This is a genomic window from Arthrobacter sp. TE12232 (assembly GCF_054062615.1).
On sequence record NZ_JBSSFK010000001.1, the window covers coordinates 1,978,653 to 2,000,070 of the forward strand.

Consider the following 21,418-nt stretch of genomic DNA (forward strand, 5'->3'; position numbering starts at 1 on the left):
CGCGTTGCTTTTAATCGTCGCTGCGGAGTTCCCGCTGCCGGGCGCTGAGCAGCTCCATTTCCGGCCGGGCGGCCATGAAGCGTTCGACGCCGGCCAGCACCTCCACGAGGTGGGCCCGGTCCGCCGCGACCAGACCGACGCCGATCACGGTGCGCCGGTGCTGGTCATGCAGGTCCGCCTCGGTCACGGAGACATCAAAGCGCCGCTTCAGCTCGGCAAGTACCGGCCGCACCACGGAGCGTTTCTCCTTCAGGCTGTGGACATCGCCGAGGAGGAGGTCGAATTCAATCCAGCCGATCCACATGCCCCAATTTTCCCCTCGAGTTGGAGGTCCTAGATGGTGAGTTCGCCCATCCGGTCCCAGCCTTCGCCGTCGAACTGGCGGCTGATGATGCGGGGCGTCTCCACGAGGGCCTGCGGCATGTCCGCCATGGCTTTCTTGAAGTGCTCGCTGTTGACGTGGTCACCTGCGGCGTCGTCCTTGAAGGCTTCGACCAGGACGAACTCGTTGGGGTCTTCCACGCTGCGGGACCAGTCGAACCACAGGTTGCCCGGCTCCTGACGGGTGGCCTGGGTGAAATCGTCCACGAGGCCGAGCCAGCGCTCGGACCATTCGGGCTTGACCTTGAATTTGACGACAATGAAGATCACGGGACTGTGCCTTTCGGTGTGGCGGGACGGTGTTCCATTCTTGCAACAAGACACCGCGGGGTCACATCCAGCCCATTGCCGGCATTTATGGGCCGGAAGGATCCCCGCGTTGGTGTTACGGAACGGGGTCAGCAGGCCTTGATGGCCTCGCGGGCCAGTTCCTGCTGCCGCGGGGTCCCGATCCTCCCGGCCCACTGTTCGGCGAGCTGGAACTCCACCATGGCCTCGGTGCAGCGGCCGGCGTCGTGCAGCGTCCAGCCGAGGTTGTTGTGGAGGGAGACGATCCACCGCTTGGTCCGCTCATCGTGGACCGTGGACGCGTACTCCAGGGCGCTTCGGGTCCACGTCACGGCGTGCGCCGAGTCGGCTAGGGCGAGCATGTGCAACGCATCCACGGCCAGGAATTCCTCGCCCAGGTGGTCCGCGAGTTCGGCGGCCTGTTCAAAGAGCGGCACGGCCATCTCCGGATGGCCGCTGGTATTGAGCACCCGGCCGCGTTCCAGGAGCACCCGCACCGCCACGGTGGGCTCGTCGCCGTCGACCGCGTCCAGAAGCGCGTCGGCTTCCTCGAAGCGGCCCTGCAGCCCGATGGCCCGGCCCAGCTGCGTGGTGAGTTCGGCACGTTCATCGGCGTCGTAGCCGGGCCCGGCAAGTGCCTCGCGGAAGCGGGCTTCGGAAAGCGCCGGGTCATCGAAATTCCACAATCGGTCAAGGGTCTGTTGATCAAGCATCCATTGGCTCCTGCTCAGCTCACACCTGCGGCCAGTTCTTGGGCACTCCTAATGTATCTGGAAGTGACGTGCCGCCGTGCCCGCCTGGTCACGGCGCCGCCCGCCGCGTAGAACCAGTTGGACGGCCCGCCGAACGCGGTGATCGCGATGGTCACCATCCCCTGCACATCGATCGAGATCTCGAACGCCTCTTCGCCGCGGACCGGATGTCCCGGCAGGGTGCCGTAGCCGAATCCGGCGGACTGCGGGCCGTCGCCCGCAACCAGCCGCCGCACCCAGACCACTTCGCAGGGGGCGTCGATGCGGAACGGCCCGACGCCGAAACCGCTCACCACACGGGTTCCGGGGACCACGACGCCGGACTCCGCCCGGACCCGCAGCCCTGACCGCTTCTGGAGTTGCCACGTCAGCATGCCCTGGACCGCACGCCGGTAGGCCGCCACTCCCTCCCCCACATGGGCCTGCGTGACAAGGCATTCGACGCCCTCGGGCGGCGGGCCATGTTCCGTGGCGCCGATGCCCGCATAGTTCAGCGCACCGCCGGCGATCCTGCCGGCGGCCGGGCCGCTCGCTGGTCCGCTCGGCGGCAAGCCCACGAGCCGGCCCAAGAAGCCGTTCACCTCTCCACCGGCCCGGCGTCACCCAGCGCCAGCCGGGCCCAGCCGAGCTGCTCCTGCTGGCGCCGGCTCAACGAAGCCACCACGAGGTCGTAGGAGTCCTCCACCATGTCCCGGATCATGGCATCGGGCAGCGAACCGTCCAGCCGGACACCGTTCCAATGCGTCTTGTTCAGGTGCCAGGCACCGGTGATTTCCGGATGGGCGGCTCGCAGCTGCTGGGCCAAGACCGGCTCACATTTCAGGCTGACCGAAAAGTCGGCCTCGTCCATCGCGGACAGGGCGAACATCTTGGCCGCCTGCCGGAGCCCGCCGGAGACGGCGGAGCGGACCTTGAAGACCGACGTCTCGGGCCCGAAGGGAAAGTCCTCAAAGGCACCAGGGAACCCGAGGCAAAGCGCCCGGAGTGCAGTTGCGTCCATGCTTCGAGCCTACTGCCAGGCGCCGACGTCGTGGCCACCCGGCACTTCGCCGCCGGCCGACCCGGCTCCGTCCGGCACCATCGGACCATAGCGGCAGCCCCTGCGCGCTCAGGCGACGCCGAGGAAGTTTTCCAGGAGAACGACGTCGAGCCCGGCAGAAAGCTGGGCCTCGCGGAAGGCGGCAAGGTCCGCAGCGAACTCCGGCCGAAAATGCATGAGCACGATGTCTCCGGGACGAAGTGAATTTCCGTACTGGTAATCCATGCGGCCGGCGTTGGCTTTGGCTTCCCATGTCACGATGGCTTTCATCCCGGCGGCTGCAACGGCCTGCCGCATGGCATTGGAGTAGTCTCCGCCCGGCGGCCGGAAGAGCGTGGGCCGGCGTCCGAACTGCTGCTGGGCGTAGTCCTGCATACCGGCGATCGCGGCAAGCTGTTGCCCGTAGCTCAGCTGGCGGGACATGTTCACGTTGTGGCTGACGGTGTGGTTTTCCACCAGGCTTCCCTGGGCCTCGAACTGTTTGAAGAATCCGGGATCGTTCTGCACGAAGTTCCGGGTCAGAAACAGGCTCGCGGGGTAGTCGTACTCGTCCAGCAACTGGGCCATCCGGGGGATCTTTGTCACGCCGTCGTCGATGGTCAGGAACACCACGGGCTGCTTGGTCAGGACCCGCGTCAGGACCGGCGCCATTCCCCCTTGGACCGGGGGAAGCCGGAAATCGGAGACATAGGTGCGCTTGGGGCGCCTGCCGGGGCGGCGCAGGTCGTTGGGGACAGTGGAGTCGAGTCCGTCGACTGTCAGGACGGACAGCGTCGGCTGCCCCGGGCCGGCCGAAAGACCGGACGATGCTTCGGGGCCGCGAGCCGTAGCCCCCGGAACTGCGCAACCGCCCAACCCACCGACCACAGAAGCGCCCAGCAGGCCCAGAAGCGCCCGCCGGCCAAGGGCCGAGTGAGGTTCAGGGGCCGCCGCCGGAGGCAGCGTCGGGTGGTGCTCGCACATGGCTGCTCCTTGCGTCGCGGGGAAGATTCCGCTGAACGGTAGCAGGCGAAAATGACACTTTAGGGTTAAGTTACGGAGGCTGCAGAATACAGCGGCTATAAGCCAAAGCGCACGGCGTCCTGCGCCGGACACGCATTCATGATCACATCGAGGCCGGCGGCCTTGGCGCGCTCGGCGGCCGCCTCGTCAATGACGCCCAGTTGCATCCAGATGGCCTTGGCGCCGACGGCGATTGCCTGGTCCACGACGGCGCCCACCTTCTGCGAATTCACGAAGCAGTCCACGACGTCGATGGGCAGTTTGCTGTCCGGGATGTCGGCGAGCCTGGCATAGCCCGTTTCGCCGTGCACGGGATCTCCCGGCAGGTTCACCGGAATGATCTCCATGCCCAGCCGGTCACGGATGAACAGGGAGGTGTCGTAGGCGGCGCGCCATTCGTTGGTGGAGAGGCCGACGATGGCCCACCGCCCCTTGGTGCGCATCAGCCGTTCGAGGACTGCAGGATCGTTGACATGGGGCATGGGCAAAGCCTACGCGCAGTACCCGCGGACGCGCCGGTCGGCTGGCAGCAGCGGCACCGGCGTCGAAGAAATGACCGCCGAAAAGCCACAAAATTCTGCAGAGCCGAATATTACGTGGCACAAGACGGCAATTTCACCATCGGGACGCGCATCCGTTTAGTGTGAAGTACAACCATCCCGAGCGGCCAAGAGACCTGGATCGATGCAGCCGCAGCAACCCTGGCCATCAGCAGGGTGCTACCGCCAGGACCGATGGAGCACACCTATGACTGTCTATTCCGTGTCCGCGCCCGAGAACACGACGCCCGCCCTCATGCCCGAGGCGGAGCGGATCGCTTTCTGGGAGGAAGCCGCCCTCCGGCTCGACTGGGCGGACTTTTCCGGCGATGCCTCCGGCGGCAAGCCCTGGCACACAGCCCACCGTCTGATTCCTGCCGACGTCGAAGCCGGGCTCGGCCCGCAGATCAGCTGGTTCGACGGCGGCAAACTCAACGTCGCCTACAACTGCGTGGACCGCCACGTGGCCGCGGGACGCGGGGACAAGGTGGCCCTGCACTTCGAGGGCGAACCGGGCGACCGCCGCACCATCACCTACGCGGAGCTGCAGCGCGAGGTCTCCAAGGCCGCCAACGCCCTGCTGGATCTCGGCATCGCCAAAGGCGACCGTGTGGTGATCTACCTTCCGGTCATCCCGGAGACCGTGGTCATCACCCTCGCCGCGGCCCGGATCGGCGCCATCCATTCCCTCGTTTTCGGCGGGTTCTCCGCCGAGGCCCTCCGCTTCCGGGTCGAGGACACCGGCGCCAAGCTGCTGGTCACCACGGACGGCCAGTTCCGCCGCGGCGTGCCCGTGCCGGTCAAGGAAAATGCGGATGCCGCCGTCGCCGGCAAGAACGCGATCGAGCACGTCCTGGTGGTCAACCGGACCACGGCACCGGAACTGCTCGACACCGTCCCGATGACCGCACGCCGCGACGTCTGGTGGCACGACGCCGTCGGCACCGCCTCCGAGATCCACGAAGCCGAGGCGTTCGACGCCGAGACGCCGCTGTTCATCATGTACACCTCCGGCACCACCGGTAAGCCCAAGGGCCTGGTCCACACCTCCGGCGGCTACCTCACGCAGGCCTCCTGGAGTTTCGAGCACCTCTTCAGCAACCCGGACCCCGCGCTGCGGGACCAGGACGTCCACTGGTGCACAGCCGACCTCGCCTGGGTCACCGCGCACACCTACGAGCTCTACGGCCCGCTCTCCAACGGCGCCACCCAGGTGATTTTCGAGGGCACCCCCAACACCCCGCACCCGGGCCGGCACTTCGAGATCATCGAACGCTACGGCGTCACGCAGTACTACACCGCACCCACCCTGGTCCGCTCCCTGATGGGCTGGTTCCCGGACGGCGTACCGGACACGTACGACCTCTCCTCCATCCGGCTCCTCGGCACCGTCGGCGAGGCCGTCAATCCCGCGGCCTGGCGCTGGCTACGGGCCAACCTCGGCGCCGGCACCGCCCCGGTGGTGGACACCTGGTGGCAGTCCGAAACCGGCGCCACCATCCTCTCCCCCGCCCCGACCGACACCGAGTTCAAGCCCGGCTGCGCCGCCCGGCCGCTGCCGGGCGTCAGCACCCGGATCGTGGACGACGCCGGCACCACCGTGCCGCCGGGCGTCCAGGGCTTCATCGTGGTGGACGCGCCCGGCCCCGCCATCGCGCGGACGGTCTGGGGCAACCCGCGCCGCTACTTCGATTCGTACTGGCGCCAGTACGCGGCGCAGGGCTGGTTCCTCGCCGGTGACGGCGCGAAATATGACGACGACGGCGACATCTGGATCCTCGGCCGGGTGGACGACACGCTCAACGTCTCCGGCCACCTGCTCTCCACCATCGAAGTCGAATCGGCCCTCGTCTCCCACCCGGATGTGGTGGAGGCCGGGGTATGCCCCGTCGCGGACCCGAAGACCGGGCATGCCATCGTGGCGTTCGTGGTGCTGAAGGATTCGGCGGCCACCGCCGACATCCACGGCGCCCTGAAGGCGCACGTCACGAAGGCAATCGGCCCCATCGCCAAGCCGCGCGACGTCGTCGTCGTCCCCGATGTGCCGAAGACCCGCAGCGGCAAGATCATGCGCCGGCTGCTGACCCAGCTGTTCGAAGGAACCACGCTGGGCGACACCACCTCCCTCCAGAACGAGCCGGCCATCGCCGGCATCCAGGACGTGCTGCGCGAACGCGCCGCGGCCGTCCCCGCAGCAGCCATCCCCACCCAGAAGTAAAGGAATCCCCATGACTGACATCAGCAGCGTCGCCCGTCTTTCCGAACCCCTGAAGTTCGCCTACTGGGTCCCGAACGTCTCCGGCGGCCTCGTGGTCTCCACGATCGAACAGCGCACCGGCTGGGACTTCGAGTACAACAAGAAGCTGGCCCGGATCGCCGAGAACTCCGGCTTCGAATACGCCCTGACCCAGACCCGCTACGCCGCCTCCTACGGCGCCGACAAGCAGCACGAGGCCACCTCGTTCAGCCTGGCGCTGCTGGCCGCGACGGAGCGGCTCAAGGTGATTGCCGCCGTCCACCCCGGCATGTGGCACCCCGGCGTGCTGGCGAAGTACCTCATCACCGCGGACCACATCTCCAACGGCCGGGCCGCCGTCAACATCGTCTCCGGCTGGCTCAAGGCGGAGTTCGAGAACTTCGGCCTCGAATGGCTCGAACACGACGAGCGCTACGTCCGCACCGAGGAATTCATCCGCGTGCTCCGCGGACTGCTGACCGAAAAGAACTTCAGCCAGTCCGGCAAGTACTACAACATCACCGATTTCACCCTGCAGCCGGCCCCGGTGGACGTGCCAGGCCGGGCCCACCCCGAGATCTTCTTCGGCGGCAACTCGACGGCCGCGCAGGCCACCGCCGGCCGTGTGGCGGACTGGTACTTCTCCAACGGCAAGGACCTTGAGGGGTTCAAGGAGAACATCGCCGGCGTGGTTGCCGCGTCCAGCGAGACCCGCCGCGGCACCGACGGCCAGTTGCCTTCTCCGAAGTTTGGCCTGAACGGCTTCGTCATCGCCCGCGATTCCGAGAAGGAGGCCCGGGACACCCTCCGCGATATCGTCGAAAAGGCTCACAAGCCCGCCGTCCAGGGTTTCCGCGACGCTGTCCAGGAAGCCGGACCGTCCACCAAGGATGGCAAGGGCATGTGGGCCGACTCGAGCTTCGAGGACCTGGTCCAGTACAACGACGGCTTCAAGACCCAGCTGATCGGCACTCCGGAGCAGATCGCCGAGCGGATCGTGGAGTACAAGAAGATCGGCGTGAACCTGTTCCTCACCGGCTACCTGCACTTCCAGGAGGAGGTGGCCGCGTTCGGTCAGGAGATCCTGCCGATCGTCCGCGAACTCGAGGCCGACCTCGCCCGCAAGCACGGCACCGAACTGGACCTGTCCGGCACGCCCGTGGCACAGGTTGAGGTGGCCGCGTAGTGGCCGAGCGCAGCTTCGGCTTCCGCACCCGCGCCCTGCACGCCGGCGGCACTCCCGACGCCGAGCACGGCGCCCGCGCGGTGCCGATCTACCAGACCACGTCCTTCGTATTCAAGGACACCCAGGACGCCGCGAACCTCTTCGCCCTGCAAAAGTACGGCAACATCTACTCGCGGATCGGCAACCCCACCGTGGCCGCCTTCGAGGAACGCATCGCGTCCCTCGAAGGCGGGATCGGCGCCGTGGCCACGTCCTCGGGCATGGCCGCGGAGTTCATCACCTTCGCCGCGCTGACCCAGGCGGGGGACCATATCGTGGCCGCCTCCCAGCTCTACGGCGGCACCGTGACCCAGCTGGACGTCACCCTGCGCCGCTTCGGCGTGGACACCACCTTCGTTCCCGGCACGGACCCGGCGGACTACGCAGCGGCAGTCCGGGAAAACACCAAGGCGATCTTCGTCGAGGTGGTGGCCAACCCGTCCTCGGAAGTCCAGGACCTTGCGGCCCTGGCGAAGGTGGCGCACGACGCCGGCATCCCGCTCGTCGTCGACGCCACCTTGAGCACGCCGTATCTCGTGCGGCCGATCGAGCACGGGGCGGACATCGTGATCCACTCCGCCACGAAGTTCCTCGGCGGCCACGGCACCACCCTGGGCGGCGTCATTGTGGAAAGCGGCCGCTTCAACTGGGGCAACGGCAAGTTCCCCACGATGACCGAGCCCGTCGCCTCCTACGGCAACGTCTCGTGGTGGGGGAACTTCGGCGAATACGGGTTCCTCACCAAGCTTCGCTGCGAGCAACTGCGCGACATCGGCCCGGCGCTGTCCCCGCAGTCGGCGTTCCAACTCCTGCAGGGCGTGGAGACGCTCCCCCAGCGCCTGGACGAGCACCTCAGCAACGCCCAGGCCGTGGCCGAATGGCTTGAAGCTGACGAGCGCGTGGCCTACGTGAACTTCTCCGGCCTGCCCTCGCACCCGCACTTCGAGCGGGCCAGGAAGTACCTGCCGCTGGGTCCCGGCTCAGTGTTCTCCTTCGGGGTCAAGGGCGGACGTGCGGCGGGCCAGAAATTCATCGAAGCCCTGCAGCTGGCCTCGCACCTGGCCAATGTGGGCGATTCCCGGACCCTCGTCATCCACCCGGGCTCCACCACGCACCAGCAGCTGAGCCCCGAACAGCTGGAAGCTGCCGGCGTCCCGGAGGACCTGGTCCGCATTTCGGTGGGCCTGGAGGATCTCGAGGACATCCTGTGGGACCTCGACCAGGCGCTGACGGCGGCATCGGAACAGTCCGAAGAATCCGTCCCGGGCGTCCTGCCGGCGGACAGCTGCACGATCGGAGCAAACGCATGAGCGCGGAAGAAACCAGAACCTGGACCGGGCCCTCGGCGCCGGAACGGCTGAACCTGCTGCGGCAGGCGAAATCCATCGCGATTGTGGGGGCCTCGGACAAGCCGTCCCGGGCGAGCTATTTCGTGGCGACCTACCTGCAGTCCTCCACCCGGTACAAGGTCTATTTCGTGAACCCCGTGGTGAAGGAAATCCTGGGCGAGCCGACCTACCCGTCGCTCGCGGACCTTCCGGAGAGCCCGGACATCGTGGATGTGTTCCGCAAGCACGAAGACCTGCCGGGTGTCCTGGAGGAGTCCATCGCGGCCGGCGCCAGGACACTATGGTTGCAGCTGGGTTCGTGGCACGAGGACGTGGCGAAGGAGGCCGAGGCCGCCGGGCTCGACGTCGTAATGGACCGCTGCGTGAAAATTGAGCATGCCCGTTTCCATGGCGGCCTGCACCTGGCCGGCTTCGACACCGGCGTCATTTCCTCCAAACGGCAGATCCTGGCCTAGCCTCCATCCCGCCGCCACCCCGACGTTGCGCTATCACTTAGGGTCGTTCTCAGCGCTGAGAACCACCCTAAGTGATAGCGCAACTGCTTTAACGGACTAGGAGTGGTCGGGGGCCTTCGTCGGAACAATCGCGGGCAGGGTTGGCGTGATGTGGCCGGGGACGCGGGGCAGGTCCTCGCCGCCGTCGGAACCACCGGGAATGCCGGGCATCGTGGGTAGGCCAGGCGATTGCGGCCCGTGGCCCGGAGACGGCAGGATGCCGTCCCGGCCGACGGCTGGGGGCGAGACGGGCGGCGTGTGTCCGGTCTGCTCGGCCGCCTCCTTGCGGGCGTCCGGTGCCGCGCCGGCGGGTGCGCCGCTGGACGGCAGCGCAGTGCCCGGCGTGCCCGAAGGGGCAGTGCCGGCAGGCGCGGGGAAGGCCGGGACGGAAGCCGGCGACGGCTGGACATGTTCCGGGGCCTGAGTCGTGCGCCCCGAGGGCTGGAAGATGACACCGACGGTTTGGCTGACGCTGTGCCGGAAATCCTCGCTGGAGGCCGCCACGGCCCCCGCGCCCAGGCTCATGGCACCGATCACGGCGCCGCCCACGATCGCGAGGCGGCGGTTCCGTGCCCTGCGGCGATCAGCAAGTTTGACGACGACGGCGTCCGGCCCGGCTGCTGCGGTGGGCATCGCGCGGGTGGGCATCGCCGTCGTCGCGCTTGCGCCCGGACCGGCTGCTCCGACCACCCCGGCTGTTCCGGACGCGAGCAGTGCCGCGAGGTCGGCGCGGGGTGCCGGCGCCGCCTCCGGAACGAGGGCGTGGAGCTGTTTGAGCGCGCTCCGGAGTTCGGCCGCGGTTTCGAGGCCGGAGTCGCTCAGCATCGCGTGGATGCTGCCATCCTGCTGGGGGTCGCGGGTGCCCGTCATGATGCTGCGTGGTCCTTTTCGGTTACGAGTTCGCGCAGGGCACTGAGCCCGCGCCGCTGAAGCTGTTTGATGGCCCCCGGTGTCTTGTCCATGATGCCGGCCACCTGTTCGATGGAAAGGTCCGCGACGATGCGCAGGACCAGAACTTCCCGTTGCTCCTCGTTGAGCTTCGCGAGAGTGGCAGAGATACCGCCCAGTGAGCCGAGCGCCTCGTCTTCGGCGGATGCCGAGGACCGCGCGTCGTTCAGGGGGTCGTATTCGGCCAGATGCGGCGCGCGTTGCTCGCGCCGCCGGTAGTCCACCAGCCGGGCGTGGGCGACGGAGAAAATAAAAGTCCGCAGACCCGTGTGGCCGCCCGTGACGCCGGCCAGTTTCGGCAGGACGTCCACGAACACATCTTGGGTCAGGGCCTCGGCGTCGTCCACTCCCCTGGCCCGGAAATATCCCAGCACGGCGGGGGAAATAGCCACGTACACCGCGCTGAAGCCTGATGGGTCGCCAGCTAAAGCGGCTGACAAGTCGTCGTCGCTTAGCTGCTGTGCCAAGAGGCTGTCCTTCCGTTACTGCTGGGGTGCGGCCCCCAAAAGTCTAGCGGCCGCACCCCCGGGCCCCTCAAAGCGAGGGGTTCCTTCTTGCGGACCCAACCGGGTCCGGGCTCAAGAGCCGGAGATTACTTGTCGTGCTGGGGCAGCTCGACGGACGGCGTTGCCGGCACGGCGGGAACGGCCGGGGTGGCCGGAACGCCGTTGGCTCCGGGGACAGCAGGAACTGCGGGGACCGCGGCCTTGACGTTGGCGTTGGCGCGCGCTTCAGCGGCAGCACCCTTCACGCTGGCGTCGCCCTTGACGGTGGCGCCGTCCTGGTCAGCATCGACGGAGCCTTCGCCTGCACCCTCGGTGCCCTTGACGTCGGCGTCGGCGGCGGTGTGGCCCTTGGCCGAGCCATCGGCCGACGGTGCCGCGGGAACTGCGGGGGTGGCGGGGACGGCAGGCTTTGCCGGGAGGGTCGGGGTAGCCGGGACCGCAGGGGTCGCCGGGGTGGCGGGCGTAGCGTGGGTCACTTCAGACTGCTGGGTGCTGGACATCTGGGCCGCGTTGGCGAGTCCGATGCCGGAGAATCCTCCGACTGCGAGGATGGCGGCGCCGACAGCAATCTTGGTGGTCTTGCTAACACTCTTCATAACAGACATACATCCTTTGTTTTTTGGTGGAAGGCGGGCTGAGGCCTCGTGGGCCGTCGACAGCCCGCTCTCGCCGTGGAAGGCTGGCCGGCGCCCGATGGGGGCAGGCGCCGGCAAGCGCTTACGGTAAAGGGCCGACCGGAGACCAAATGGGGGGAAGGCGCCGGCCTGCGCTTACGGTGGAAGGCCGACCGGAGACCCGATGGGGGGTCCGAGCTCCGGAGGCGCTTACAAAGGAGTAATCGTCGGGGTGACCCGAAAGGTTACGCACCAATCGGAGATTTCTTTATTTCTTTCTTCGGGCCGGGCGCTGCGGGGGATTTTAGCGGCGGATTGACGACGGCGGGCTCCTCGCCAGGCGGCGGTTTCAAGGGGACCCGTCACCGTCGGAACCGTTGGGCTCCCAACCGTTGCGCTATCACTTAGGGTCGTTCTCAGCGCTCAGAAGGACCCTAAGTGATAGCGCAACAATCAGGACCGGAAGAGCCCGCTGTAGGCGTTGAGGGCGATCTGCCCGCCCAGGTGGGCGTAAAGGACATTGCTTCCGGCCGGAATATCGCGGCTCTTCACGAGGTCGATCAGCCCGGCAAGGGACTTGCCCTCGTACACGGGGTCGGTGATCATGGCCTCGAGCGACGCGCCAAGGCGGATGGCCTCCAGGGTGGAGTCGACGGGAATGCCATAGAGATCCCCGGCCCAGCCTTCCATGACGGTGATTTCGTCGTCGCGGAGGTCCCGTCCCAGACCGATCAGCTCGGCGGTGTTCCGGGCGATGCGTTCCACCTGGTCGCGGGTCTTTTGCAGCGTCGCTGAGGCATCGATGCCGATTACCCGGCGCGGTTTGTCCTGGCCGGCGAAGCCCGCGATCATGCCGGCGTGGGTGGAGCCCGTGACCGTGCAGACGACGATGGTGTCGAAGAAGATGCCGAGCTCGCGCTCTTGCTGCTCCACCTCGTAGGCCCAGTTGGCGAAGCCCAGCCCGCCCAGCCTGTGGTCGGACCCGCCGGCCGGGATGGCGTACGGCTTGCCGCCGGCGGCCTTGACCTCTTCGATGGCGTTTTCCCAGCTGCTGCGGATGCCGATGTCAAAGCCCGCACTATCCAGCCGGACATCGGCCCCCATGATGCGCGACAGCAGGATGTTGCCCACACGGTCGGACAACGGATCCGGCCAGTCGACCCAGTTTTCCTGGACGAGGCGGGCTTTGAGGCCGAGTTTCGCGGCCACCGCCGCGACCTGGCGGGTGTGGTTGGACTGGTAGCCGCCAATCGACACCAAGGTGTCCGCGCCCTGAGCCAGGGCCTCCGGGACGAAGTACTCCAGCTTGCGGGTCTTGTTGCCGCCAAATGCGAGGCCGCTGTTGACGTCCTCCCGTTTCGCCCAGATCCGGGCACCGCCCAGATGCGCGCTGAGCCGCGGCAGCGGGTGGACGGGGCTCGGTCCGAACATCAGGGGGTAACGCTCAAAATCGGTGATGGCCATCGACGGTCCTTCGCTCGTGGTGGGAAAGGGCATGGTAAACATCCAACATGCAATATATTGCATTGTCCGATAACGGCTCCGGGAGGACAAGAGGGATATACGATATGTTGCATGCCCGTCCCCTCGCTCTCCGGAGTCCACAAGCGGCCGCTGCTCCGGGACAACGTCTTCGAATCGATCCGGAACGCGATCGTCGACGGCACTTTCGAGCCCGGCGAACGGCTGAAGGACACGGAACTGGAGGCATGGCTGGGCGTCAGCCGGACCCCCATCCGGGAGGCGCTGCTCCGGCTGGAACACGCCGGCCTGGTCATCGCACTGCCGGGCAAGGCGACCATCGTGGCCCCCTACGACCAGGCATCGACCGAGAGCACGCAGCAGGTGGTGGGCGGGCTGCACGAGCTGGCCGCGCGCCTGGCCGTCCCGCTCCTGACGGAGGACCACATTTCCGCCATGGCCGAGGCCAACTCGCGCTTCGAACAGGCCCTGCAAAACGCCGATGTCGAGTCGGCACTGCAGGCCGATGACGATTTCCACGCGGTCTTTGTCGCCGTCAGCGGCAACCCGGTGCTCCGGGACCTCCTGGAACAAACCACCCCGGTCCTGCGCCGGGTGGAGCGGATGCGCTTCGGCTCCTTTGCCGCCCGGGGATCCGTGGCCCAGCACACCGAAATCATCCGGCTCGCCGGCCTCCGCGACGCCGAAGCCACCGCCAGGGCATGCCGGGAGAACTGGCTTTCGCTGCGCTTCACGTCCTCGCAGTAGGCCCTCGGAGTAAGCCCGTCTTAGCCGCGAACCTCAGCACGGCCCTAACAAGGGCCGTAACAGCGACGGCGGCGGGCCGCCCTGCCAGGGTGACCCGCCGCCGTCGGGCGTCAGCTTCTAAAGCGTTAGTCGTTGATCAGGTCGTTGACGACGATCGTCTGGTCGCGGTCCGGTCCGACGCCGATCGCGGAGAACCGGGTGCCGGAGAGCTTCTCCAGCGCCAGGACGTAGTTCCGGGCGTTTTCCGGCAGGTCTTCCAGGGTGCGGGCGCCGGTGATGTCCTCGGTCCAGCCTTCGAAGTACTCGAAGATCGGCTTGGCGTGGTGGAACTCGGTCTGGGTCATGGGCATTTCGTCGTGCCGCACGCCGTCGACGTCGTAGGCCACGCAGACCGGGATCTGCTCGATACCCGTGAGCACGTCCAGCTTCGTGACGAAGTAGTCGGTGAAGCCGTTGACGCGGGAGGCGTGGCGGGCCAGGACTGCGTCGTACCAGCCGCAGCGGCGGGGGCGGCCGGTGTTGACACCGAACTCACCGCCGGTCTTCTGCAGGTACATGCCCATCTCGTCGAACAGTTCCGTGGGGAACGGTCCGGCGCCCACGCGCGTGGTGTACGCCTTGATGATGCCGATGGAGCGCGAGATGCGGGTGGGACCGATGCCGGAGCCCACGGAGGCGCCGCCGGCGGTCGGGTTGGAGGACGTGACGAACGGGTAGGTGCCGTGGTCGACGTCGAGGAAGGTGGCCTGGCCGCCCTCCATGAGGACCACCTTGCCCTCATCCAGGGCGGTGTTCAGGACGAAAGTGCTGTCAATGACCAGCGGACGGAGGCGTTCGGCGAAGGACAGGAAGTACTCCACGATCTCGTCCACCTCGATGTCGCGGCGGTTGTAGACCTTGACCAGGAGCTCGTTCTTCTGGCGCAGCGATCCTTCGACCTTCTGGCGCAGGATCGAGGCGTCGAAGACGTCCTGGACGCGGATGCCGAGCCGGGCCACCTTGTCCATGTATGCCGGGCCAATGCCGCGGCCGGTCGTGCCGATGGCGCGGCTGCCGAGGAAACGTTCGGTGACCTTGTCCAGGACCTGGTGGTACGGCGCCACGAGGTGGGCATTGGCGGAGACGCGCAGCCGGGACGTGTCCGCGCCGCGGGCCTCGAGGCCGTCGATTTCCTGGAACAGGGCTTCCAGGTTCACCACGCAGCCGTTGCCGATGATCGGAACCGCGTTCGGGCTCAGGATGCCGGCAGGAAGGAGCTTGAGCTCATACTTCTCACCGCCTACGACGACGGTGTGCCCGGCGTTGTTGCCGCCGTTGGGCTTGACGACGTAGTCAACCCGGCCGCCGAGCAGGTCGGTGGCCTTTCCTTTACCTTCGTCGCCCCACTGGGCTCCGACGATCACGATTGCTGGCATGGGATCCTCCCCCATTCGTTCGGGCCGAACTGCGTGCGATTGACCAGGTGGCCACCGCAGCTCAGCGCCGTTCATGAGAATGCCCCGAATCTACCGCTGTGCTCTTACCCAACGCCAGAGTTCCGGGGCTCTTACCACCCAAGTTTAGCCGAAAACGGTGACAGGCATCGCTTTAGGTCCTTGCTCGGACCGGGAGCTAGGCTGCGGTGAACGCCAACTGCATCTTCCACCAGTCCATGCCCGACACATAGTGGGCGCGACTTGCGGGACGGGCCGGTGTGGAATTAAGTGAGAGTGACCATCCCGAGCGGCCGAGGGACCTGGACCATTGACGCCGCAGCAACCCTCCCGGACACAGCCCGCCAAACCGCGGCCGCCGTGACCGGCACCGGTGCTACTGCCAGGACCGATGGAAAGGAAACCGCGCCATGTCCGAAAAGACCGAGCCCCAGAACAAAACTTCCCGGAACATCGACCACATCCGCGTCACCCACGCCGGCTCTTTGCCCCGCACGCCTGAGCTGATCGCCGCGAACGAGGCCAAAGAGGCCGACGGCATCACGCCCGAATTCCTGGACCTGCTGCAAACCTCGGTGGTTGACGTCGTCCGGCGCCAGAAGGATCTCGGCATCGACATCGCCAACGACGGCGAGTACGGGCACACAATGTCCAGCTCCGTGGACTACGGCGCCTGGTGGAACTATTCCTTCTCCCGCCTCGGCGGCCTGGAACCGACCGACGTGGACCGCTGGGCCGACGCCAAGGTGCACCGTTCCTCGCCGGGCAACATCGTCCTGACCTCGTTCCCCGACCGCCGGGACCGGCAGAAGTTCAATGACGCCTACAACGACCCCTCCTCGGGGATCCTGGCGCACCGTCGTGCCGTGACGCAGCCCAAGATCGCGGGGCCGCTGACGTACACCGGTCAGGCACTCGTGGCCTCGGACGTCGCCAACCTCAAGACGGGCCTGGCCGCGGCCGGCCTCACCGAGGGATTCGTCGCGTCGCTCTCCCCCGGTTCGTGCGCCCGCGTGGCCAACGAGTACTACAAGAGCGACGAGGAACTCCTCTACGCCTGCGCCGACGCGATGCGCGAGGAATACAAAGCCATCATCGACGCCGGCCTGACGGTCCAGCTCGATGACCCGTCCCTGGCCGAGAGCTGGGACCAGATCAACCCCGAGCCGAGCCTCGAGGACTACCTGAAGTTCATTCAGCTCCGGGTCGAAGCCACGAACTGGGCGCTGCGCGACCTCCCGCAGGACAAGATCCGGTTGCATGTCTGCTGGGGTTCCTGGCACGGCCCTCACACCACGGACATCCCGTTCGCGGACATCGTCGGCTCGGTCCTGCAGGTCAACGCCGGCGGCTATTCCTTCGAAGCGGCCAATGTCCGGCACGAGCACGAGTGGCGGGTGTGGGAAGACACCACGCTTCCCGAGGGTAAGGTGATCATCCCCGGTGTCGTCTCCCACGCCACAAACGTCGTGGAACACCCGGACCTCGTGGCGGACCGGATCGTGCGCTTCGCGGAGCTCGTGGGACGCGAGAACGTGATCGCATCCACCGACTGCGGGCTGGGCGGCAGGGTGCATCCGCAAATTGCCTACGCCAAGCTGGAGGCCCTCGGCGAGGGCGCCCGCCGCGCCACCAAGCGCCTCTGGTAGCAGCGCCCGGACGCCACCAAGGCACCGGCCGGGCCATCGTGACGCCGTCCCCAAGGCACCGGCCGGGCCGCCGGGGCACGGGCCGGTGCCGCATTTCGCGGGGCTTGATAGACTGATAAGGATCGATCACGAATCGGTCCACACCACATTTTCAAACCACACCAATGCTCTTCATGCCCTGTATTCGGCGTGCCCGCGTCCGGTGTGGCAGCTTTGCCAATCCCGCAGGAGACCCAGCAACATATGACAGCCCTGGCCACTGAAAATTTCCGCGAAGAGCTCCTGAGCCGCCGGTACGAACCTAACGTCGCCCCCGTCAATGAGCTCTGTGACGCTCTCCAGGCAACCAAGGCTGGCACCTCTGTCCCCTACGTGGACCCCATGCACGATGTCGATGAGTGCCGCATCATCAGCCTCTACTCCAACATCGGCACCGCGGACTCGTCAGGTTTCATCACCGCCGGCGACGACGAGGCGGCCACCCGCATGCTCGGCATCCAGTGGAAGCTGGGCCTGCGCCCCGAATTCGTCATGCCGTGGAACGTCCACCCCTGGTACGTCCCCGGCGAGGCCAACGGCAAGTTCACGCCGGACCAGATTTCCGCCGGCCTCAAGCCGCTGCTGAAGTTCCTGGCCCTCGTGCCCCGCGCCTCGGTGATCGTGGCCCATGGCACCGAAGCCAACCGCCTGGCCAACCTGCTGCTCAAGACCGAAGTGCCCATGATCTGGCGCCGCGGCCTCAAGACCTACAAAGTCCGCTCGCTGAGCGGCCGCGCCTTCGCCGGGACCCCGGTCCGCCAGGAGGAGTACCTGGCGGAAATGCACACGGCCTACGCGGATGCCATGGCCCGGACGGGCCTGGCCAAGGCCAGCTGATCCCCACCCGCCCCCTAACCTCGCAAGCTCGGCCAGGGAACCCGGCGGGCGTGGGCCCTCCCACGAATCCGCCGACGGCGGGTCCTCACCTCACGGTGGGGGCCCGCCGTCGCACGTTATTCCGTCGCTTAAACCACAACGCGGGGTCACGTACCGCCCGTCCCGGTCACGGGAATGGACGGTAGGTGACCCCGCGTTGCGTCGTCTGGCGTCTTCTCAGCCCTGGGCTTCGATGGCCGCCTTGGCGCCGGGATCGGAATCGTTGAGGAACTTTTCGATCCGCTCCGGTTCTTCGGCCTCGCCGATAGCGGCGGACGCGCGGCCCAGCGAGTAGAGGGCGCGCAGGAAGCCGCGGTTGGGTTCGTGCTCCCACGGGATCGGTCCCAGACCGCGCCAGCCGTTGCGGCGCAGCGAATCCAGGCCGCGGTGGTAGCCGACCCGCGAGTACGCGTAGGAATCGATGGTGCGGCCCTCTGTCCACGCCTCCTCGGCCAGGATGGCCCACAGGAGCGAGGAGGTGGGGTACTTCGCCACGAGGTCCAGGGCTTCCTGGCCGAGCGCGAGGTGCTGGTAGATCTCAGTCTCGGCAGGCAGGAGCGTGGGCTCGGGACCCATCAGGTTCTTGCGGAACTCGTCGGACATGACTAGAAGGTCTTGCCGGTGGAGCCCAGCTGCTGGGCGGCCTCGACCACTCGGGCGGCCAGACCGGCCTCGGCGGAGGCGCCCCAGACGCGGGGGTCGTAGAGCTTCTTGTTGCCGACCTCGCCGTCGACCTTCAGGACGCCGTCGTAGTTGCGGAACATGTGGTCCACCACGGGGCGGGTGTAGGCGTACTGGGTGTCGGTGTCGATGTTCATCTTGATCACGCCGTAGGACACGGCGTCGGCGATCTCCTTCTCCGAAGAGCCGGAGCCGCCGTGGAAGACGAGGTCGAACGGGTTGGCCTTGCCGATCTTGGCGCCCACCTGCTCCTGAATGTCCTTGAGGATCTCCGGGCGCAGCTTGACGCCGCCGGGCTTGTACACGCCGTGCACGTTGCCGAAGGTCAGGGCCGTGATGTAGCGGCCGTTTTCGCCGGAACCGAGGGCGTCGATGGTGGCCAGGGCGTCCTCGACCGTGGTGTAGAGCTTGTCGTTGATGGCGTTCTCGACGCCGTCTTCCTCGCCGCCAACCGTGCCGATCTCGACCTCGAGGATCATCTTGGCGGCCGCGGTGCGCTCCAGCAGTTCACGGGCGATGCGGAGGTTTTCCTGCAGGGTCTCGGCGGAACCGTCCCACATGTGCGAGTTGAAGAGGGGGTTGCGGCCGGCCTTGACCTCGGCCTCGGACGCGGCGAGGAGCGGGAGCACGAAGCCGTCCAGCTTGTCCTTGGGGCAGTGGTCCGTGTGCAGGGCGATGTTGACGCCGTAGTTCTTGGCGACCTCGCGGGCGAACGCGGCAAAGCCCAGGGAGCCGGCAACCATGTCCTTGGTGGAGGCGCCGGACCAGTAAGCCGCACCGCCGGTGGAGACCTGCACGATGCCGTCGGACTCGGCCTCGGCGAAGCCGCGCAGGGCCGCGTTCAGGGTCTGGGAGGACGTGACGTTGACGGCCGGGAATGCGAAGCCGCCCGTCTTTGCACGGTCGATCATCTCGGAGTAGATCTCTGGGGTTGCAATGGGCATGCTGACTCCTCGTCGAAAGCAGTGGTAGCTACATGGCTATGTACATCCTAGCCACGTGCGCCCCGGAGCCGAATACGTGAAGCCGGGTCCAGGAAATGTTCCCGGACCCGGCGACAGACGCAGGAAGACGTGTTAAGCGGCCGCCGTTGGCGGTGTGCCGTCGTGCGGCTACTGTCCAGCGATGCTCGTCGCGAACGGGACGGTCATGCTGCCGACGCCGGTGACGTCGTCATAGCCTGGCGAGGTGGACAGTGAGGTGTCCTTGTCGGTGCCGACCAGGTAGCTGTTGCCGCTGACCGGGCTGGAGAAGACCATGGCCTGGGGGTTGATCTGGGGCATCACGTCCCGCGCTCCCGAGGCGGCCGGCTTCACCGCCGCGTAGATCGCCGGGTTGGCGAAGCCGACCGTTTTTCCGGTCGCGGACTGTGCGATCGCCATCTGCGCTGCGGTCAAGGGGCACGCCAGCGAGGTTCCGCCGTACCCGGTGGTTTCATAGGAACCGGTGTTGAGAGAGTGGTCGTTGGTGATCGGGCTGATCCCCACCTGGTAGCCGGTGTACGGATCGGCAAGGGAGGCGACATCCGGGGAGACCCTGTAGCCGTTGGCCAGCGCGGCCGGGACCGTGCCCTTCTGGTAGTCGGGCTGGTCGAACACCGCGCTCGTCCCGCCGCCGGCGCCGAAACGGAATACACCCGGCAGGTCACCGGCGTAGCCGAGGCTGCCGTCGGGGTTCGGGACGATCCGGTTGCGGGTGGTTCCCCAGCCGGTTTCGAACAGGTAATCGTTGTTCTTGCCCACGGCCAGGCTGGTTCCGCCGACGGCCGTAACGAACGGCGAGCTGGCCGGGAAGTCCGGCGACGCGTAGCCCAGGCTCGCCTTCTCGTCCCCGTTGTCTCCGCTGGAGAAGTAGAGCCCGACGCCTTCGCCTGCCGCCTGAAGGTGAATGTTCTGCATGCCCATCAGCGCGTTCGGGGAGACCGCCTCGCCGACGTAGCCGTAGCTGTTGCTGACGATGGTGCTGAGCTTCTGGTCCAGGATGGTGGACATCGCGACGTCGATGCCCGCGCCGCAGTTGTTCCCCCCGACGTAGAGGATATTCGCGGCGGCGGCGAGTCCGTGCACGGCCTCGACGTCGAGCGTCTGCTCACCCTGCCAGCCGCTGGGCTGTCCGCACAGGGCCTGGTCCATGAACAACCGGGAATCCGGCACGATTTGCTGGTACTGCCCGGTCTTGAAGGCCGGGAGGCCATTCTTCTGCGAATACGTGTTCGCGTCCGATTCGATGCTCGGCGAGGCGTAGGCGTCGATGATCGCCACAGTCTGGCCCGCGCCGGCCGTCGACGGGGACGTCACCCCGTAGGCGCCCTGCAGCTGCGCCGGGGTGTAGCCGCAGATAGCGGTGCCGAAGCTCGTTGCGCCGTACGCCGCAGGAACGGTCACTTTGTTCTGTTCCCAGTAGTTGGAGCACGGCGCGTCAACCGGCGCCGGGCCGACGGGCTTGCCTGATGTCTGGGCCTGATCCGAGGAGCCCGCGGTTGCCAGCGAGGGGCGGGTGAGCAGCCGCCCCTGGTCGATGGAGATCGCCTGGACCTTGGCGGCGAGGTTCGCCGGCAGGGACGGCGCGGTAGACGGGCCGATCAGGCTCTGGCCCTGGAAGGCATAGGTCTGCTCGGTCGTGCTGAAAGCCGCATTGATCTGGGCGACGGTGCCGCGGAAGACCACGTAGAGGCCGCTCGCAGGGACCGAGGTGACCACCATGCCCTGCCCCTTCAGGTAGTCAACGAGAGCAGCGACGTCGGTCTTGGCCGGCCCGTACTTGGCGATCCAGTCCGGGGGCGAAAGGTACTGCTGGTACTGCGGACTTCCCGGCGTGGACACGGCCGTCGCAAACGCCTTGGCTGCTCCGGCGTCGGGGAGGTTCAGGTAGATCTCGCCCTCGACCGTCGTATTGCTTAGCGGGATGCCGGTCTTGGCGCGGGAGCCTGCCCACGGGGGCACTGAACCCGGGTAGTTGTTCGACGGCGGCGGCGTCGGCGGGGCGGCGACCGCGGCCGTCGCGGTCAGCCCGACGGCAAAGGCAAGTGAAGTTCCAAGGGCCAGCAGGCGCGTGGCGCGCCGGGAATGCGAAGTTGAGACCTTCTTCATGAGATGTCTTCCCCTAGGCGGGCGCCCTTTGCGCCCACACAGGCCAGAG

General features: G+C 67.1%; 22 protein-coding genes. 7 read left to right on the forward strand and 15 right to left on the reverse strand.

Translation table 11 applies throughout. The features are described 5' to 3' along the window. Window positions 1-10 precede the first annotated feature (10 nt). The 7 genes from ACVWZ7_RS08710 to ACVWZ7_RS08740 form a co-directional block, all read right to left on the reverse strand. Window positions 11-304: a DUF503 domain-containing protein gene (locus ACVWZ7_RS08710; RefSeq protein ID WP_091255616.1), complete on the reverse strand. Its 294-nt coding sequence runs from the start codon at window positions 302-304 to the stop codon at window positions 11-13. A gap of 29 nt (window positions 305-333) precedes the next feature. Continuing rightward, window positions 334-651 carry a putative quinol monooxygenase gene (locus ACVWZ7_RS08715; protein ID WP_344362675.1) on the reverse strand — a complete coding sequence of 106 codons (318 nt, stop codon included), beginning with the start codon at window positions 649-651 and terminating at the stop codon, window positions 334-336. Window positions 652-779: 128 nt separating this feature from the next. Further along, a complete protein-coding gene (locus ACVWZ7_RS08720; protein WP_344362672.1) occupies window positions 780-1,382 on the reverse strand; it encodes a tetratricopeptide repeat protein in 603 nt (200 codons plus the stop codon). Window positions 1,383-1,396: 14 nt separating this feature from the next. Beyond that, complete coding sequence (locus tag ACVWZ7_RS08725) at window positions 1,397-2,002, reverse strand: DUF1990 family protein (RefSeq protein ID WP_456507608.1); 606 nt, start codon at window positions 2,000-2,002, stop codon at window positions 1,397-1,399. After that, on the reverse strand, window positions 1,999-2,421 hold the full coding sequence (locus ACVWZ7_RS08730) for an MmcQ/YjbR family DNA-binding protein (protein ID WP_116767158.1): 423 nt from the start codon (window positions 2,419-2,421) through the stop codon (window positions 1,999-2,001). Before ACVWZ7_RS08730 ends, ACVWZ7_RS08725 begins: the two co-directional genes overlap by 4 nt. Window positions 2,422-2,529: 108 nt before the next feature. Then, window positions 2,530-3,423 (reverse strand): polysaccharide deacetylase family protein, encoded by an 894-nt coding sequence (locus ACVWZ7_RS08735; RefSeq protein ID WP_456507609.1) that lies wholly within the window; start codon window positions 3,421-3,423, stop codon window positions 2,530-2,532. A 95-nt stretch (window positions 3,424-3,518) separates the two neighbouring features. Next, a complete protein-coding gene (locus ACVWZ7_RS08740) occupies window positions 3,519-3,944 on the reverse strand; it encodes a CoA-binding protein (RefSeq protein ID WP_116767160.1) in 426 nt (141 codons plus the stop codon). A gap of 265 nt (window positions 3,945-4,209) precedes the next feature. Here ACVWZ7_RS08740 and acs point away from each other — a divergent pair, with 265 nt between their 5' ends. The 4 genes from acs to ACVWZ7_RS08760 are packed head-to-tail and all read left to right on the forward strand — an operon-like array spanning window position 4,210 to window position 9,266. After that, the gene (acs, locus tag ACVWZ7_RS08745; RefSeq protein WP_456507610.1) at window positions 4,210-6,219 is read left to right on the forward strand and encodes an acetate--CoA ligase; all 2,010 of its coding nucleotides are present in this window, start codon (window positions 4,210-4,212) and stop codon (window positions 6,217-6,219) included. A 10-nt stretch (window positions 6,220-6,229) separates the two neighbouring features. Continuing rightward, window positions 6,230-7,423, forward strand: coding sequence for a dimethylsulfone monooxygenase SfnG (gene sfnG, locus ACVWZ7_RS08750; protein WP_456507611.1), 1,194 nt, complete (start codon window positions 6,230-6,232; stop codon window positions 7,421-7,423). After that, window positions 7,423-8,772, forward strand: a complete 1,350-nt coding sequence (locus ACVWZ7_RS08755; protein WP_456507612.1) for an O-acetylhomoserine aminocarboxypropyltransferase/cysteine synthase family protein — start codon at window positions 7,423-7,425, stop codon at window positions 8,770-8,772. Before sfnG ends, ACVWZ7_RS08755 begins: the two co-directional genes overlap by 1 nt. Beyond that, window positions 8,769-9,266 (forward strand): CoA-binding protein, encoded by a 498-nt coding sequence (locus ACVWZ7_RS08760; RefSeq protein WP_456507613.1) that lies wholly within the window; start codon window positions 8,769-8,771, stop codon window positions 9,264-9,266. The genes ACVWZ7_RS08755 and ACVWZ7_RS08760 overlap by 4 nt, the downstream gene beginning before the upstream one ends. 96 nt (window positions 9,267-9,362) lie before the next feature. Here the strand turns inward: ACVWZ7_RS08760 and ACVWZ7_RS08765 are convergent, their stop codons facing one another. From ACVWZ7_RS08765 to ACVWZ7_RS08780, 4 genes are all read right to left on the reverse strand, one after another. Continuing rightward, window positions 9,363-10,175 carry a hypothetical protein gene (locus tag ACVWZ7_RS08765; RefSeq protein ID WP_456507614.1) on the reverse strand — a complete coding sequence of 271 codons (813 nt, stop codon included), beginning with the start codon at window positions 10,173-10,175 and terminating at the stop codon, window positions 9,363-9,365. Continuing rightward, the gene (locus tag ACVWZ7_RS08770; RefSeq protein ID WP_456507615.1) at window positions 10,172-10,720 is read right to left on the reverse strand and encodes an RNA polymerase sigma factor; all 549 of its coding nucleotides are present in this window, start codon (window positions 10,718-10,720) and stop codon (window positions 10,172-10,174) included. The genes ACVWZ7_RS08765 and ACVWZ7_RS08770 overlap by 4 nt, the downstream gene beginning before the upstream one ends. A 125-nt stretch (window positions 10,721-10,845) precedes the next feature. Then, window positions 10,846-11,355 carry a hypothetical protein gene (locus tag ACVWZ7_RS08775; protein ID WP_456507616.1) on the reverse strand — a complete coding sequence of 170 codons (510 nt, stop codon included), beginning with the start codon at window positions 11,353-11,355 and terminating at the stop codon, window positions 10,846-10,848. 471 nt (window positions 11,356-11,826) lie between these two features. Further along, window positions 11,827-12,837 carry a 1-aminocyclopropane-1-carboxylate deaminase gene (locus ACVWZ7_RS08780; protein ID WP_116768781.1) on the reverse strand — a complete coding sequence of 337 codons (1,011 nt, stop codon included), beginning with the start codon at window positions 12,835-12,837 and terminating at the stop codon, window positions 11,827-11,829. Between the two features lie 111 nt (window positions 12,838-12,948). Here ACVWZ7_RS08780 and ACVWZ7_RS08785 point away from each other — a divergent pair, with 111 nt between their 5' ends. Beyond that, on the forward strand, window positions 12,949-13,602 hold the full coding sequence (locus ACVWZ7_RS08785) for a GntR family transcriptional regulator (RefSeq protein WP_456507617.1): 654 nt from the start codon (window positions 12,949-12,951) through the stop codon (window positions 13,600-13,602). Between the two features lie 125 nt (window positions 13,603-13,727). On the opposite strand, the gene ACVWZ7_RS08790 is transcribed toward ACVWZ7_RS08785, so the two are convergent. Beyond that, window positions 13,728-15,017, reverse strand: a complete 1,290-nt coding sequence (locus tag ACVWZ7_RS08790; protein WP_091255587.1) for an adenylosuccinate synthase — start codon at window positions 15,015-15,017, stop codon at window positions 13,728-13,730. Window positions 15,018-15,445: 428 nt separating this feature from the next. Between ACVWZ7_RS08790 and ACVWZ7_RS08795 the strand changes: the two genes are divergently transcribed. Together ACVWZ7_RS08795 and ACVWZ7_RS08800 are read left to right on the forward strand one after the other, a co-directional pair. Continuing rightward, window positions 15,446-16,684: a cobalamin-independent methionine synthase II family protein gene (locus tag ACVWZ7_RS08795; RefSeq protein WP_456507618.1), complete on the forward strand. Its 1,239-nt coding sequence runs from the start codon at window positions 15,446-15,448 to the stop codon at window positions 16,682-16,684. Window positions 16,685-16,927: 243 nt separating this feature from the next. Then, the gene (locus ACVWZ7_RS08800; RefSeq protein ID WP_116768765.1) at window positions 16,928-17,560 is read left to right on the forward strand and encodes a uracil-DNA glycosylase family protein; all 633 of its coding nucleotides are present in this window, start codon (window positions 16,928-16,930) and stop codon (window positions 17,558-17,560) included. A gap of 216 nt (window positions 17,561-17,776) precedes the next feature. Here the strand turns inward: ACVWZ7_RS08800 and ACVWZ7_RS08805 are convergent, their stop codons facing one another. From ACVWZ7_RS08805 to ACVWZ7_RS08815, 3 genes are all read right to left on the reverse strand, one after another. Then, window positions 17,777-18,202, reverse strand: coding sequence for a DUF3151 domain-containing protein (locus tag ACVWZ7_RS08805; protein WP_456507619.1), 426 nt, complete (start codon window positions 18,200-18,202; stop codon window positions 17,777-17,779). A gap of 2 nt (window positions 18,203-18,204) precedes the next feature. Beyond that, the gene (gene fbaA, locus ACVWZ7_RS08810; protein WP_116768767.1) at window positions 18,205-19,224 is read right to left on the reverse strand and encodes a class II fructose-bisphosphate aldolase; all 1,020 of its coding nucleotides are present in this window, start codon (window positions 19,222-19,224) and stop codon (window positions 18,205-18,207) included. Window positions 19,225-19,392: 168 nt separating this feature from the next. Beyond that, window positions 19,393-21,369, reverse strand: coding sequence for a S53 family peptidase (locus ACVWZ7_RS08815; protein WP_456507620.1), 1,977 nt, complete (start codon window positions 21,367-21,369; stop codon window positions 19,393-19,395). Window positions 21,370-21,418 lie beyond the last annotated feature (49 nt).

Bases quoted from the DNA above. Each gene is read 5' to 3' on its own strand.
- ACVWZ7_RS08710 (WP_091255616.1), bottom strand. From the start codon at position 304: ATGTGGATCGGCTGGATTGAATTCGACCTCCTCCTCGGCGATGTCCAC.
- ACVWZ7_RS08720 (WP_344362672.1), bottom strand. From the start codon at position 1,382: ATGCTTGATCAACAGACCCTTGACCGATTGTGGAATTTCGATGACCCG.
- ACVWZ7_RS08730 (WP_116767158.1), bottom strand. From the start codon at position 2,421: ATGGACGCAACTGCACTCCGGGCGCTTTGCCTCGGGTTCCCTGGTGCC.
- ACVWZ7_RS08735 (WP_456507609.1), bottom strand. From the start codon at position 3,423: ATGTGCGAGCACCACCCGACGCTGCCTCCGGCGGCGGCCCCTGAACCT.
- ACVWZ7_RS08740 (WP_116767160.1), bottom strand. From the start codon at position 3,944: ATGCCCCATGTCAACGATCCTGCAGTCCTCGAACGGCTGATGCGCACC.
- acs (WP_456507610.1), top strand. From the start codon at position 4,210: ATGACTGTCTATTCCGTGTCCGCGCCCGAGAACACGACGCCCGCCCTC.
- sfnG (WP_456507611.1), top strand. From the start codon at position 6,230: ATGACTGACATCAGCAGCGTCGCCCGTCTTTCCGAACCCCTGAAGTTC.
- ACVWZ7_RS08760 (WP_456507613.1), top strand. From the start codon at position 8,769: ATGAGCGCGGAAGAAACCAGAACCTGGACCGGGCCCTCGGCGCCGGAA.
- ACVWZ7_RS08765 (WP_456507614.1), bottom strand. From the start codon at position 10,175: ATGACGGGCACCCGCGACCCCCAGCAGGATGGCAGCATCCACGCGATG.
- ACVWZ7_RS08775 (WP_456507616.1), bottom strand. From the start codon at position 11,355: ATGAAGAGTGTTAGCAAGACCACCAAGATTGCTGTCGGCGCCGCCATC.
- ACVWZ7_RS08780 (WP_116768781.1), bottom strand. From the start codon at position 12,837: ATGGCCATCACCGATTTTGAGCGTTACCCCCTGATGTTCGGACCGAGC.
- ACVWZ7_RS08785 (WP_456507617.1), top strand. From the start codon at position 12,949: ATGCCCGTCCCCTCGCTCTCCGGAGTCCACAAGCGGCCGCTGCTCCGG.
- ACVWZ7_RS08790 (WP_091255587.1), bottom strand. From the start codon at position 15,017: ATGCCAGCAATCGTGATCGTCGGAGCCCAGTGGGGCGACGAAGGTAAA.
- ACVWZ7_RS08795 (WP_456507618.1), top strand. From the start codon at position 15,446: ATGTCCGAAAAGACCGAGCCCCAGAACAAAACTTCCCGGAACATCGAC.
- ACVWZ7_RS08800 (WP_116768765.1), top strand. From the start codon at position 16,928: ATGACAGCCCTGGCCACTGAAAATTTCCGCGAAGAGCTCCTGAGCCGC.
- ACVWZ7_RS08805 (WP_456507619.1), bottom strand. From the start codon at position 18,202: ATGTCCGACGAGTTCCGCAAGAACCTGATGGGTCCCGAGCCCACGCTC.
- fbaA (WP_116768767.1), bottom strand. From the start codon at position 19,224: ATGCCCATTGCAACCCCAGAGATCTACTCCGAGATGATCGACCGTGCA.
- ACVWZ7_RS08815 (WP_456507620.1), bottom strand. From the start codon at position 21,369: ATGAAGAAGGTCTCAACTTCGCATTCCCGGCGCGCCACGCGCCTGCTG.